At 64.7% G+C, this 13856-nt stretch carries 15 protein-coding genes; 8 read left to right on the plus strand and 7 right to left on the minus strand.

The window, feature by feature from the left end:
- Positions 1-117: 117 nt before the first annotated feature.
- Both BMX17_RS12755 and BMX17_RS12760 read right to left on the minus strand, forming a co-directional pair.
- Positions 118-399, minus strand: a complete 282-nt coding sequence (locus tag BMX17_RS12755; protein WP_092660627.1) for a WNWW family protein — start codon at positions 397-399, stop codon at positions 118-120.
- 49 nt (positions 400-448) lie between these two features.
- Positions 449-2242, minus strand: coding sequence for an alpha/beta hydrolase family protein (locus tag BMX17_RS12760; protein WP_092660630.1), 1794 nt, complete (start codon positions 2240-2242; stop codon positions 449-451).
- Between the two features lie 167 nt (positions 2243-2409).
- On the opposite strand from BMX17_RS12760, the gene BMX17_RS12765 reads away from it, so the two are divergent.
- From BMX17_RS12765 to BMX17_RS12775, 3 genes are all read left to right on the plus strand, one after another.
- The gene (locus tag BMX17_RS12765) at positions 2410-2805 is read left to right on the plus strand and encodes a 30S ribosomal protein S6e (protein ID WP_092660632.1); all 396 of its coding nucleotides are present in this window, start codon (positions 2410-2412) and stop codon (positions 2803-2805) included.
- Between the two features lies 1 nt (position 2806).
- Positions 2807-3238 carry a DUF7112 family protein gene (locus BMX17_RS12770; protein ID WP_092660634.1) on the plus strand — a complete coding sequence of 144 codons (432 nt, stop codon included), beginning with the start codon at positions 2807-2809 and terminating at the stop codon, positions 3236-3238.
- A 135-nt stretch (positions 3239-3373) separates the two neighbouring features.
- Complete coding sequence (locus tag BMX17_RS12775) at positions 3374-4243, plus strand: CheF family chemotaxis protein (protein ID WP_092660636.1); 870 nt, start codon at positions 3374-3376, stop codon at positions 4241-4243.
- Positions 4244-4267: 24 nt separating this feature from the next.
- On the opposite strand, the gene BMX17_RS12780 is transcribed toward BMX17_RS12775, so the two are convergent.
- The 5 genes from BMX17_RS12780 to cheB all read right to left on the minus strand — a co-directional run bounded on the left by BMX17_RS12780 (position 4268) and on the right by cheB (position 10426).
- Positions 4268-5134 (minus strand): CheF family chemotaxis protein, encoded by an 867-nt coding sequence (locus tag BMX17_RS12780; protein ID WP_092660638.1) that lies wholly within the window; start codon positions 5132-5134, stop codon positions 4268-4270.
- Between the two features lie 76 nt (positions 5135-5210).
- A complete protein-coding gene (locus BMX17_RS12785; RefSeq protein WP_092660640.1) occupies positions 5211-6458 on the minus strand; it encodes a HEAT repeat domain-containing protein in 1248 nt (415 codons plus the stop codon).
- Positions 6458-7276, minus strand: coding sequence for a CheR family methyltransferase (locus BMX17_RS12790; RefSeq protein WP_092660642.1), 819 nt, complete (start codon positions 7274-7276; stop codon positions 6458-6460). The genes BMX17_RS12785 and BMX17_RS12790 overlap by 1 nt, the downstream gene beginning before the upstream one ends.
- Positions 7277-9295 carry a chemotaxis protein CheA gene (gene cheA / locus BMX17_RS12795; RefSeq protein WP_092660644.1) on the minus strand — a complete coding sequence of 673 codons (2019 nt, stop codon included), beginning with the start codon at positions 9293-9295 and terminating at the stop codon, positions 7277-7279.
- 3 nt (positions 9296-9298) lie between these two features.
- Complete coding sequence (gene cheB / locus BMX17_RS12800) at positions 9299-10426, minus strand: chemotaxis-specific protein-glutamate methyltransferase CheB (RefSeq protein ID WP_092660646.1); 1128 nt, start codon at positions 10424-10426, stop codon at positions 9299-9301.
- Between the two features lie 250 nt (positions 10427-10676).
- Between cheB and BMX17_RS12805 the strand changes: the two genes are divergently transcribed.
- The 5 genes from BMX17_RS12805 (at position 10677) to BMX17_RS12825 (ending at position 13852) form a co-directional block, all read left to right on the plus strand.
- Positions 10677-11135: a chemotaxis protein CheW gene (locus tag BMX17_RS12805; protein ID WP_092660648.1), complete on the plus strand. Its 459-nt coding sequence runs from the start codon at positions 10677-10679 to the stop codon at positions 11133-11135.
- A gap of 136 nt (positions 11136-11271) precedes the next feature.
- The gene (locus BMX17_RS12810) at positions 11272-11997 is read left to right on the plus strand and encodes an RAD55 family ATPase (RefSeq protein WP_092660650.1); all 726 of its coding nucleotides are present in this window, start codon (positions 11272-11274) and stop codon (positions 11995-11997) included.
- Between the two features lie 162 nt (positions 11998-12159).
- Positions 12160-12495 (plus strand): ArsR/SmtB family transcription factor, encoded by a 336-nt coding sequence (locus BMX17_RS12815; RefSeq protein WP_092660652.1) that lies wholly within the window; start codon positions 12160-12162, stop codon positions 12493-12495.
- A gap of 148 nt (positions 12496-12643) precedes the next feature.
- Positions 12644-12922: a DUF7521 family protein gene (locus BMX17_RS12820; protein WP_077206593.1), complete on the plus strand. Its 279-nt coding sequence runs from the start codon at positions 12644-12646 to the stop codon at positions 12920-12922.
- Between the two features lie 252 nt (positions 12923-13174).
- A complete protein-coding gene (locus tag BMX17_RS12825) occupies positions 13175-13852 on the plus strand; it encodes an archaellin/type IV pilin N-terminal domain-containing protein (RefSeq protein WP_092660654.1) in 678 nt (225 codons plus the stop codon).
- The last annotated feature ends 4 nt before the right edge of the window (positions 13853-13856 follow it).

Raw genomic sequence — 13856 nt, forward strand, 5'->3', positions numbered from 1 at the left:
GTTCCTTCGTCACCGCTCGCAAGTTCGGGGATTCTTCGCTTCGCTCGAATCTCCCTGCTCACGGCTCCCGTGGGTCGCCGTTCGCTCGTCCGGCGACGCTTCCGTCGGTCGCGTCGCCTACTCCCCCACGGCGTCGGGACGGACGCGAAATCGATTGTACCCGCCGTGTGAGAGCTCCAGCGAGTCGAGCCACCAGTTCCAGCGCTCGGCCAGATCGTAGTCGTCGGGCGCGTCTTCGAGGTTGTCGATCACTGCGTCGACGGTCAACTCGAATCCCAGTTCGGACTCGATCTTCCCGGCGTCGGCGAGGTCGCGGGCCTGCCGCGCCACGACGCGCCGTGCCTGCTCGGTCCCCCCGAAGACCGCTCCCAGTTCACGTTCCAGCGAATCTCGGTCCACACGTGGAATCCGGACCGGACGTACTTGACGTTCTCGAAGCCGTGCCGGATCAGATGGGTGCCTGGGTCGCCGTACTCGCGACGAGGAACCACGTGATCAACACGGCGTTGACGAACGCGCCCGTCCAGACCCCGCCGGTCCGGTGGTAGAAGTACGTCGAGATCACGGCCGCCGCGGTCAACACCGGCAGGAACGACAGCGAGACGATGGCGTACAGTGCCAGCGGCGGGGTCGCGAGCGCGTGACCCAGCAGGAGCGGCACGTACTGGGCCGCCACGAGCAACACGAACCCGCCGACGACGATGACGGTGTTGGTCGCCATCGCGCGCCGGAGCGACGTGGTCGTCGCCGGCGTCCGGAGCCGACCGTGCAGGAGGACGCCCAGCGCCACGAAGAACGCGCCGAACACGGGCAGGTAGACCAGGAAGGCCCCGACGTGCCACGGCTGGAGCAGTTTCAGCGCGACGAACCAGATCCGGTAGTCGACGTTGAACAGCGTGTCCACGGCGACCAGCGACAGGTACACCGCGCCGACGACCGCGACGGCCACGCCCAGCGCACGGGTGACCGCACCGCCGCTCTCGCCGGCCGCTAGCCCCAACCGGGCCAGCGCGTCGCCGTCGCCGTCCCGGCGAACGTGCCAGATGCCTACGAGGGTAACGGTGAGCAGCGTGTTCACCAGTGCCCAGATCGCCACCCCGTTGGTGATCGTCTGTGGGAAGATGGCGTTGGCCGACAGCACCTGATCGCCCAGGATCATCGCGGGGTAGTAGGTCAGCGCCGGCAGGACCGCGGCGACGGCGGCGTTTGCGTACCACCAGCCGCCCCGTTCGGTGACGGCGTCGGGGACGGTGTCGACTGCCGCCGCGAAGGGGTCACGGTCGAGCAGGAGACTCCCCGCCGGGAACACGAAGAGGACGGCCCCGAACAGGGCGAGCAGGGTCCCGACCTCTTTCCAGTACCACACCTGGTTCGTCGGGGACAGGTCGGTCTCGGTCGGGGCGGTGCGCTGGAGCCACTCGACGGAGTCGGCGACCGCCGCGGTCGAGAGGTGGGTGCCAGGGTGTGTGGTCGCCGGCGTGGTCAGCTTCCGGGCCGACCCGGACTCGACGTTGCCGTAGACCTGCCCTTCCTCGACGGGGCCGTCGGTGCCGAAGACGGCTTTCGTCTTGGTCGCGCTCCGGACCGTCCCGCTGTCGGCCGCGGCCGCACCCCACATCAGCCAGTGGAACTCGTCGTACTCGGCGAAGACGACGCCGACGTTGCGCGGGAACGTCGCGCTCCCGTTGGGCGCGGTCGCGTTCGGGATGGGGAAGCCGGGGATCGGTCCCGGGCCGGACCCCTGGTAGATGGCCGCGTCGTACTTCCGCGGGTGGACGGCCGCCGCGGCGGTAATCGCCCAGCCGCCCATGGAGTGACCGCTGAGGGCGATGGAGTCGTTCGCCACCATCGAGCGCGACTGGAGGTACGCCAGCCCGTCGGGGCCGCCGAAGGCGTTGGCGAACGCCGGCGGCTCGGAGCCGCCGTGGCCCGTCTGGTCCAGCGCCAGTACGACGTACCCGCGTCTGGCGTACTCGGTCGCGAACGGTGACTGGACCTGCTTCGTGTTGACGTAGCCGTGGACGGCCAGCACGCCCGGGGCGGGATTCTCCGCCGAGACCCCGTCGGGGACGTAGAGGTGCCCCGACATCGTCGTGCCGTTCGTCCCCTCGAACTGTACGTCCTGTACCGAGACCGAACCGCCCGCGGTGTGCCCCCAGTAGCCCAGTGCGCCGCCGCCGAACACCAGGACCAGTGACAGCACGAGCAGTCCGACCCGCCTGTCTATCTTTACGTCTACCATGGGTAGTACCGAGAAACAAGTGGGGCATAATTGTTTCCATCGTTCATCAAGGACTGACGATTCACATCGGATGTAATGGAACAGCTTTGACCTGTCGGGTCCGGTCGGGGTGGTCAGGGCAGGTGCGTTCCGACGGGCTTTTTATTCGGCACGGTCTGAATCGACCAATGGCAGATTTCACCGTCGTCGTCGCGGACCCCGAGAGCGGCGACACCTACCAGCTCGATGTGGACGGACAGGACGCGAACCGCTTCGTGGGCCGTGAACTCGGCGAGGAAGTCGACGGTACGGCCGTCGGCCTCGACGGCTACACGCTCGAACTCACGGGCGGCTCGGACAACGCGGGCCGACCGATGCGGTCGGACGTGCGCGGACCGAACCTCACCTCCCTCCTCTCGGACGGCGGGACTGGCTTCGAGCCGACCCGCGGCGGCGAGCGCAAGCGCGTGACCGTCCGCGGTCGCGAGGTGAGCGAGGAGGTCCGCCAGATCAACGCCAAGATCACCGACCGCGGCTCCGAGGACGTGGCCGACCTGCTGGGCGAAGGCGAGAACGACGAATAGCGTGTCCGACCGCCTCCCGAGCGATCACGACGCCGTCGAGACGCACCGGGCCAGTCTCGAACGGGTCGGCCGGACCGACCGCCCGAAAGTCGTCGTCCCGGACGACGCGGCTGTCCCGACCGACGAGGTGGTCCGCGTCGTGATCGACGGCCGGACCTGCCACGCTCGTATCGAGACGAGCCTGCAGGGCGACACCGAGATTACCGGGGCCTACGACACTCCGACGCTCGCGCGAGACCCGGGCGACGGCGAGAACCGCCTCCAGACCTGGGTCTCGGACGCCGACGTGACCGTCGGCGGCTCCGTCCTGCTGGACGTGGTCACCGAGGGATTCAAGTACGGACTGCGCGCTCCCGGTGAACGGACCGTCTACGAGGCGACCGAGCAACCCAGCGACAGTCTCTCCTCGATCGCCGACGAGCTGACCGAGTGACGGGAGCGCCCGACGGCTCCGGATTCGATACGCGCACAAACGTTTTGACTATCTACGCACTGGCAAGTGTACGGGACGCCGTGCGCGAAACCCTCAAGACTCGGTCGCGCGTACCAACTCCAATCGCCCCCTAGTATGTCGGAATCAGTGATCGCGGACTTCGTGGGCAAATTCAACGCCAGCGCCTCCGAGCGTGGCGAGCCGGCGACAGGCCGGGTCCTCCTCAGCCAGAAACGGCTGGTGCTGGCCGCCGACGCCGGCAAGACCACGATTCCGCTGTCGTCGATCTTCGACGTGGCCGTCGGGCACGTCCCACAGGACCTGGGGAAGTTCTTCGACTCGACGGTGACCATCGCGTTCCGGAAGGGCGACCACCGCCACGTCGCGGCCGTCGAGGCTGGTGACGACAAGATCGAGAAGTTCTCGACGGTGCTGTTCAAGGCGCTGCTCAACGGGACGACGATGACGGTCAAACACCCCGCGCGGCTCGGGGGGCGCGTCACCGACGCCGCCTTCCACCCCGCGAAACTCTACCTCAAACCGCGGATGGTCCGGTTCAAGGGCCCCGAGTCGACCTTCACTGTGGACCTCTCGACGGTGACGAGCTTCGAGCGCAGTCAGCGCGAGATCGACGGGAAATCGCGGGAGGTGCTGTCGGTTCGGCACATGCAGGACGCACAGGCGATGACCTCCCTCGCGGCTGTCGACTCCGGGCGGAAGATGTCCATTCTCGGCCGGTACCTCCGGCTGGAGTACAGCGACATCGTGGCCGACCTCAAGGACATCTCCCTGTCCGAAGACGAGACGGAACTGCTGGTCGCGGTGTACTCGACCGGCCCCGGCGTCTCGCTGGCCAAAGTCGTCGACGTCGAACCCAGTCAGGCCGAGATGCTGCTGGGCGACCTCCGTAACAAGGGGTTGATCGCCGACGGACAGGACGAGACGGAACTCACCGCCAAGGGTCGCATCGTCGTCAGCGACAAACTCGAAGACGTCAATCAGTGAAGGCCGCGCCTTCGTGGCGTCGGCCTAGCGCTCGTCCATCACGTCGCTGGCGATGTGCCGGCCGCGGGCTTTCAGCCGCACCTCTTTGCGAACCCTGACTTCCTCCAGGATCTCGAGTTCGATCAGTCGGTCGTACACCTCTTCGACCTTTTCGACGTCCATGCCGACGAAGTTGGGGATCTCGAAGGGCGAAACGCCCGAGTACAGTGCCATCAACACCTCGTGTTCCCGCTCGCTGAGGTCGGCGTTGACCTCCGCGCGCTGTTCGCCCTCACGGAGCAGGCTCCGGAGGAAGACGGTGTGTCGCCGCGTCCCGGAGATGTGGGTCTGGACGCTCGTCCCGTCGTCTTCGGTGTGTTCGACCTCCAGTACGAGACGTTCGTCGTCCATGACTGTCCGATTCCCTTCGTCGACGCCGCCGATGTCGTCGAGGGGAATCTCGACGAACTGGCCGTCGGAGATGGCCAGTTCGACGCGTTCGTCGCCGATCTTGAGCCGCCCTTTCTTCCACTCTGTGTCCTGAACGACGCCGCCTTCGACGGCGGGATGTTTCGCGAGAATGACCTGCTGGTTGAGCAGGGCTCCGTAGAGTTTGTTCTTGAACGCCTCGGTGTCGTTGGGGGCCACCAGCGTCACGTCCTTGCCGACCTGCAGGGAGATGTAGCCCGACACCCGGGCGATGGCCTGGTTCACGTCGATCCGACCCTTGAGGCCGTCGACCTCCGAGAGCGGGATGGTCCGCTTGCCGTCGTTGCTGACGAGGACGATCCGCTTGTTCGAGAGGATGATGCGGCCGCTCTCCCACTCGATGTCGTTGAGCTTTCGCCCGTCCTTGACGACCCGGGCGAATTTCCCTTGGTCGTCGGCGAGCTTCTGTTCACCCTCGCTCATGGACAGTTCTGTCTCTCCGGAACTTCACTCCGTGATCGTATTAACCTTCCTGCCGTACGAACAGCCGATACGCGGGTCACTGGACGCCCCTCCCGCCCAGCTTCGAGATGGCCGAGAAGGCCTTCTTCCTGAGCTGTTCGCTCTCTGTCTGGTCGATGAGGTCGTCGAGGCGCTTGCGCGTGCGCTCGCCGCCGACCTTCCCGAGCGTGAACACCGCCTGTGCGCGGACGTTCTCGTCGTAGCCCGTGTCGTCGACGATCTCGAGCAGGCGGCTCTCGACCTGGGGCCCGCCGATCTCGGCCAGGCTCGTGGACGCGAACTGGGCGGTCATCTGGTCTTCGTCCTCTAAGGTCTCGACCAGTGCCTCGACGATCCGACCGTAGCCACGGCTGTCCTGATCGGCGACCCGGCCGAGGAGCCAGGCGGTGTTGCGCCGCTGGCGGTCCTGGGTACTCTCTTCGAGGATGTCGATCATCGGCACGAGGACGCTCTGGTCGTCGGTCCGGTTGAGCTGTTCGACGACGGTCTCGCGGATCTCGTGGCTCTGGTCGGTCGGCACGTTCGAGAGGAGTTCGATGATCGAGTACACCGCCGTCCGGCGGACCGAGGCGTCGTCGTCGCTCAGGGCCCCGACCAGTCCCTCGACCGGGCGGGAGTTGCCGAAGTTACCCATCGCACCGACGGCGATCCGCCGGATCGGTGCGCGCTCGTCGTCGAACATCTCGAGCAGTGCGGTCAGGGCCTGTCGGTTGCCGATCGTCCCCAGGGCCTCGGCGGCCTCCCGGCGCACCTCGGCTTTCGGGTCAGAGAGGCGCTCGATCAGGGCGTCGGTCGCCCGGGCGTCTTCGAGGCGACCGCAGGCGCGGGCGACCCGGGCACGGACGCGAGGGTCCGAATCGTCGAGCGATTCCAGTAGCTTGGGCAACACGTCGGTCTTCCCGAGTTCGCCCAGCGCGTTGGCGGCGGCCATCCGGAGTTCGGGCACGTCGGCCGTGAGCGCCTGCGCGAAGGCCTTGGCTTTCGCCCAGTCGGCCTGCTGCTCCTCACCGAGGTCGAGCCCGGCCATCTCCGCGATCAACTCCTCCATCGCGTCGGTGCCCAGCTGGTTCAGCGCGTCGATCGCCGCCGCGGTCACGCGGTCGTCGTCGGCCGACTGGGCCAGATCCACGAGCGGCGTCACCACGTCGTGGCCCGCCAGCGTCTCCTCGTCGAAGTCACCGAGGATCCCGGCGGCACGGGCCTTCACTTCCGGGTTGTCGGTGGTCCGGATGACGGACTTCAGTTCCTCGACCTCGCCTTCGCGTTCCAGCTGGTAGAGTGACATTATGCCTTACGGTAGATGCGGTGGCGTTTGTCGAACGGTTCGAAGGTGTCCCGACACTCGTGGGGCAGGGTCTCGGTCATCCCGATGACGAGGTAGCCGTCGCCCCGGAGCGACCCCTCGATAGTCTCGAAGATGGGCACCTTGTATTCGGAGTCGATGTAGATGAGCAGGTTCCGACAGAGCACCAGATCGAAGTCGCGCTTGGGGTCGCCCCGGATGAGGTCGTGGTTCTCGAACTCGACGAGGTCTTTCACCCGGTCTTTCACCTCGAACCGGTCGCCCTCTTGCTCGACGTAGCTCGTCGAGTCCTCCAGGGGGGCCAGTTCCTCGCCGATATCGGTCGTCTGGGACGTCTCGTAGACACCCTGGCGGGCTACGTTCAGGGAGTCGTCACTGATGTCGGTGCCCAGAATCGAGAGGCGGCGCGCGTTGATCTCCGGGTCGTCGAGCGCGAGCATCGCCAGCGAGTACGGTTCGCGGCCGTCGGCACACGGGGCGCTCCAGGCCCGGACCGACCGGCGCTCGTCGGTCAAGCGGCGGAGGACGTCCCGGATGCCACTCCAGGCTTCGGGGTTGCGGAAGAAGCCGGTGACGTTGATCGACAGCGAGTCGAGCAGGCGCTCCTGTTCCCCGTCCGTCGTGGTCAACTGGTCGCGGTACTCACCGTAGCTGTCGGCCCCGGTCCGGCGCATCCGGGCGGTGATCCGCCGATCGAGGTAGGCGTCGTTGTAGAAGCCGGTCTCGAACCCGACCTCGCGCTGGATGTACCCGAGCAGGTCGTCGAACGCCTCGCGGGACTCCTGTCTGCTGTCGGTCATTCAGAGGGTCACCACGTCGAGGATGTGGACGATGTTGCCGTCGCCAAGCACCGCCGTCCCCGAGAGGCCGGGCGTCCCGCTGAGGATCCCCTCCAGGGGTTTGACGACGACTTCCTCCTGCTGGGTGACCGCGTCACACTTCAGCGCGACCTGACGTTCGGATTCGCGAATCCGGACGAGCATCCCGTCACCGTTGGTCTTGGCGTCGGGCACGTCGAACGCATCGGCGATGTCGACGATGGGGTAGATGTCGTCGTTGTGTTCGACGACCTCCTCGCCGTTGACGACCTTGGTCCCGTTCATCTGGCTGATCTCGTCGATGTTCTTGATCGGGACGCCGTACTGCTCGTCGCCGACCTGTACGAACAGGACCTTGACGATGGCCATCGTCACGGGCAGGCGAAGCGAGACAGTGGTCCCCTCGCCGGGCTCGGAGTCGACCGACACGGAGCCGTCCAGTTGCGTGACGGTGTCGTGGACTACGTCCATCCCGACGCCGCGGCCGCTGGTGTCGGTGACCTCCTCCTTCGTCGAGAGGCCGGGGTGGAAGGCCAGGTCGTAGATCTCGCCCTCCTCCATCCGGTCGAGTTCTTCCTCGGTCCGGACCTCGTTCTCGATTGCCTCTCTGCGGATCTCGTTGACGTCGAGTCCGGCACCGTCGTCTTCGACCTCGATGATGACGTGGTCGCGTTCGCGCGTGGCGCGCAACTCGACGGTCCCCTCGCGGGGTTTCCCCTTCCGTTCGCGCTCTTCGGGGGGTTCGATCCCGTGGTCGACCGAGTTCCGGAGGATATGCATCAGCGGATCCGAGATTTCGGTGAGGATCGTCCGGTCGAGTTCGATGTCCTCGCCCTCGATCTGGAAGTTCACCTCCTTGTCGAGTTCCCGCGCCAGGTCCCGGACGAGTCGCGGGAACTTGCCCACGACTTTCTTCAGCGGGATCAGGCGCATATCCATCACCGTGTTCTGGAGGTTGGCGCTGATCTTGTCCAGTTCGTTCAGGTTCTCGCTGGCGGCGTCCATGTCGCCGTCGGCGACGGCCCGGCGGAGCTTGATCCGGCTGGTCACGAGCTGTTCGACCTGCCCGTGGAGTTCGTCGAGCCGGTCCACGTCCACGCGGACGGACTTGATCTCGTCGACCGAGGAGTCCGTCGACGCCGCCGTCTCACCGCTGTCGTCGCCGTCGTCGCCGTCGTCGCCGAACGCCTCGACCCGCTCGACGGCGAAGGCGTCGATCTTGGAGACGCTGTTGAGACTGCCGCGCAACACGTCGGTGTCGGGAGCGTCGACCAGCAGGTCGAACCCGCCCTCGTACTCGCCGTCCTCGATCTCTGCGCGGGCGGGCTCGGCGGCCAGCAACTCGAAGGTGTCCGCGACGGCCTCGACGGCGAGCATCCCGTCGACGCCGAGCATATTGCTGTCGCCGATCTCGACGCGGACGTGATAGGCTTCGTCGGCGTCGACGCTTGCGTCCGCAAACACCGACGTGTCGACCGTCACGTCCGAGCCGCCGCCGTCAGCGTCGCCGTCGGCTGTATCGTCCGCATCGCCGCCCTCGCTCTCGGCGGTGTCGTCGCTGTCCGCCTCGACATCGTCGGACTCGTCGTCGGTCGTGTCACTCCCGCCGCCGGCCGCTTCGGGACCGTCTTCGAGGACGCCCCGGATCTCGGCGACCATCTCGTCGGTGTCGGTCGTGGACTCGCCCTCGGCTTCGATCTCGCCGACGATGACCTCGATCTGGTCGACACCCGCGAAGATCATGTCCATCACTTCGGGGGTGACTTCCATGTTGCCCTCGCGCATCTCGTCCAGCAGATCCTCGATGGCGTGGGCGAGATCACTCGCGTCCTCGAAGCCCATCGCGCCGAAGTTGCCCTTCAGCGTGTGGGCCGTCCGGAAGATCGACTCCATCGCTTGCTCGTCTTCCGGATCGGACTCCAGGGCGAGCAGGGAGTTGTTCAGTTCGGTTATCGCTTCCTCGCTTTCGCGGATGAACGCGTCGAGATACTGGTCGTCTATAGTTTAGGCCTCCGTAAGCGCGTCGAGTACGGCGTCGGTGATCGACTCCAGTGCGAGCTCGTCGTCGACGACGCCAGTCTCGACGGCTCGTTTCGGCATCCCGTATACTGCCGAACTCGCCTCGTTCTGGGCGATCACGTGGCCCCCCGCCCGCGCGACGGCGCGGACACCGTCGGCACCGTCGGTCCCCATCCCGGTCAGGATGACCGCGACCATCGGGTCCGTGATGCAGTCGGCGGCGGTCCGCATCGTCACGTCGACGGCCGGACGAACGCTGTTTTCCGGTGGTGCCTCCGTGAGCGCCACGCGGAGTCGCCCGCGTGCGTAGTTGGTAACTTCCATGTGTTTGCCGCCGGCGGCGACCAGCGCCTCGCCGCTGCCGATGCGTGCGCCGTCGGTCGCCTCGGCCACGTCGTAGTCGCTCCGGCTGTCGAGACGCTCGGCGAACCGACCCGTGAACCCGTCCGGCATATGCTGGACGATCAGCACACGCAGGCCCGCTTCCAGGGGCAGTTCGGCCATGATCCGTTCGACGACCGTCGGGCCACCCGTCGACGATCCGAGCAACAGCGTCGGGTTGTCGACGTACGCCGCCGGTTCCGTGACGCTCCCGGCGTCGGCCCTGTCGGCGTCCGCCGTCGTCCCGGCCGTCGCCGTCTCGGCGGCCTCGACGGCCTCGGTGTAGGCCTCCTGTGGCGTGGTCGCGTCGGTGCCCGGACCGACGCGCACGTCGACTTCGGCCACTGACTGGACCATCTCGACCAGCTGGTCTTCCAGCCGGGACATCTCCATCGAGACCTCTCCGCCGGGCTTGGTGAAGAAATCGACCGCGCCCTTCTCCAGGGCCTCGAAGGTCACATCGTCGTTCTCGTCGGTGTGGGCCGACAGCATGAGAACGGGCGTCGGCGCGGTGGCCATGATCTCCTCCACGGCCTCGATGCCGTTCATCTCGGGCATCTCCACGTCCATCGTCACCACGTCGGGCTCGTGTTCGCGGACGGCACGGACCGCTTCGCGACCGTTGCGTGCCTCCGCGACGACCTCGACGCCGCTCTCCTCGAGCATATCGGAGATGACGCTGCGCATGAAGTGGGAATCGTCGGTGACGACGGCCCGGGTCGCCCGTGCCATTCAGCTCCCTCCGTGGGAACCGGACGGCCGGTCGCGACGGGGGTGCGCGTCGCTGACGGTCGCCGTTGTGTGTGCGAGACGGTCCGTCCGCGTCGGGCGTTTCGGCATCCGTGAGTTCTGTCCCGGAGGTATCCGCGAGCACCCAATAAAGACACCGCCCCCGTAATCAAATGTGATAGCCCAGGGGCCAATCTTAAGTCCGGATCCGCGTTCAGTTGGGAGTAGACCGACGGCGACGGTCGAATCTACTATGTCACAGGCGACACCGACGGACACCGCCGAGGCGACGGGGCAGGTACTGGAGTTCGAACTCGGCCCGGAGACGTACTGCGTCGACATCGACTACGTGACCGAGATCGTCGACGTGGGCGAGTTGACCGGGCTCCCGAACGCACCCGACTACGTGAAAGGTGTGATGGACCTGCGCGGGCGCACGACGGCCATCGTCGACCCGAAGACGATCTTCGACGTCAACGGGGCCGACGCCGACGCCCAGCGCATCATCGTGTTCGACCCCGAGATCATCGCCGACCGGAAGGCTGCCGGGTGGCTCGTCGACGAGGTCCACCAGGTCGTCAAGCTCGACCCCGACACCATCGAGGAAGCGCCCGAGAGCGGTCGCGAGGCGGTTCGGGGCGTCATCAACCACGAGGACGACGACGAGGAGGGGTTCGTCATCTGGGTCGATCCACAGGCCGTCCACAAGTAAGCCGTCCTGTCACTGGACAGATACAGCCCCGAGCCCACGTCTGTCCGCCGTTGACGACCAGTTAGAGAACAAGGTTTTTCTGCCCCGACGGCGGACCCTTTTTTAATTCGCGGCGTGTACGCCTCTCCAAGAGAACATGATCGAGCTAACGAAGACGGGGATCGACGGACTCGACCAGATCCTCAACGGTGGGATCGTCAAGAACTCGACGACGCTGGTCAGCGGGAATCCGGGGGCCGGGAAGTCCATCCTGGGACTGCAGTACATCTACAACGGTGTGGAGATGTTCGACGAGAAGGGGATCTATCTCTCTTTCGAGGAAAACGAGGCGGACATCCGTGAGGCCGCCGAGTCAATCGGCTTCGAGAACTGGGCCGACCACGTCGAGAACGGCGACATCAAGGTGTTCGACAAACAGGTCCTGCTCCGAGAGAACGATTTCACCTCCTCGCTGGACCTGCTGCTCGACGACATCCAGGACGAGGACTACCAGCGGATGGTACTGGACTCGCTGACGATGTTCCAGCTGTTCTTCGAGAACGAACAGGAGAAACGGACCTACCTGCTGAAGTTCACCGACATCCTCCGGCAGAACGAACTGACGACGCTGATGACGAACGAACAGGGCGCGGTGTTCCCCGATACCGACATCGGGCTGGAGAACTACCTCACCGACGGGAACATCTACCTGATCCAGACGCCGACCGAGTCCGGCGTCAACCGCTACGTCTGGGTGGCGAAGATGCGCAAACAGAACATCGAGACCGACATCTTCCCGATGGAGATCGAACACGGCGGGATCACGATCCACCAGAACGCCAGCGCGTTCTCGATGATGAGTGAAGACGAATCCCCGATCTGAACCGCTCTACCTCTCGTTATTTGCTTCGATAACGGCTGTAATCGGCTCCTGTCCGGTTACGAAGATCTGAAATCCGCGGCCACACACCAGATCGCGGCCCGTTTCGAGTGGCTGTTCGACCCGTCAATTTTATACTTGGGTAAATTCATTATCTGATAATCAATGCCACCTGCTGAGGTTCTACGAACGCTTGGAAACAAGTACAGCGCCGAGATTCTGGAGGCGACCGACGAGCCCCAGTCAGCACAGGGATTGAGCGAGGAACTCGACATTCCGATCGCCACCTGTTACCGCCGGATCGACGAGTTGACCGAGCACGACCTGCTCGAACTCCACGACAACATCCTCTCGGACGACCGCCGGCGGATCAAGGTCTACCGGCGCAACGTCGACGAGATTACGGTGGACTTCTCGGGGGAACTGTCCGTAGCCGTCGAGGAGCGGTCGGAAGTCACCAACAAACTCGACGAGGCGTGGCGGACGCTCTCGGAGAGCTAATTTCAGTACTTGATCCGCTGGGGGAAAAGAGGGGCGCTGCCGTCTTGCGATTTTCGCCCGTCTGTAACGAGTAGTTATCAGCAGAGATATTTTCAAGGGTGGATTTAAGGTGTGGGTCGGCCCTCTATTGTCGTAGGGACAGATTGTGATGACAGTAGAAATCCTCTATGCCGCCTCCACCCTGGTCTTCGTCGTGGCTGGGTTGACGATGGTCGGCATGGCCATCCGCGCGTACGTACAAACGTCTCGACAGGCGATGTTGCACCTCTCGTTGGGCTTCTCGCTGGCCGTCGCCGGTGCCGCCGCGACGATGATCAGTGCGTTCATCAACGACTTCTCGGGGACCCGCTGGCTGTTGCTGGTCAACAGCGGGCTGACGACGTTCGGGTACCTGTTCGTGATGTACAGCCTCGTCACCTACGAGTGATCGCAGCTCCCGTCGCCCTCCCTGGCCGAACCACCCGACGGCGCGAGTATTATCATCGATAAAATCGCGATGCGGGTCCGATTATCATCTCCAAACTCTCCAGATTGCCGTTTCAAATCTCTGTAATCGCCAGCTAATCGTCTGTTTTCACACTCGATAATTGGCAGGTCAGGTTTATTACCAAGACATGATTCTGTCAGTGTAGAGTCCGGGTCGGCCGTGACGGTCGCTCGGGCACAGGTAACAAAAACCATGTTCGAGATATTCAAAGAAGACGAAGATCGGGGTCAGGTCGGTATCGGGACCCTCATCGTGTTCATCGCGATGGTGCTGGTCGCGGCGATCGCGGCGGGTGTCCTGATCAACACGGCCGGCTTCCTGCAGAGTCAGTCAGAAGAGACGGGTCAACAATCGAGTCAACAGGTCACCAACCGGCTGGCGGTCCAGCAGTCCAGCGGGCTGGTCGAAGAAATAACTGGTGATAAACTGGTCGTCGGTGGTGTCGAGATGATCGCCACCAAAGCTCCCGGGGCAGAGGACATCGACCTCACCGGCGTGACGATGCAGTGGGTCGACGACTCCGGGACGTACGATCTGGTTCACGAAAACGTGGCCAATAGTGATGATAATAACAACAACCCTGACGGGACCTTTAGTCACGTCGCAATCAAAGACCAGGACAGTTCCCTCTCCGGGGATGCTCCGGTAATCAACAGTCCGGACGACCGGGCGAAGATCATTATCAGTGTCGGAGATATCTACTCAGAAGATCCTGCTTTCCCGACGAACGCAATTCCGATTAATGGAGGAGACGGACTCGAAGAAGGCGATACGGCGACGATCCGTATTACCACCCAGTCCGGGTCCGTCTCGACGGTTCGGCTGACCGTCCCCGAATCGCTGAGTGGCAAGTCCGCCGCCACGCTGTAACCGC

Origin of the sequence: Halorientalis persicus, from assembly GCF_900110215.1 — an archaeon.
Taxonomy (GTDB): Archaea; Halobacteriota; Halobacteria; order Halobacteriales; family Haloarculaceae; genus Halorientalis; species Halorientalis persica.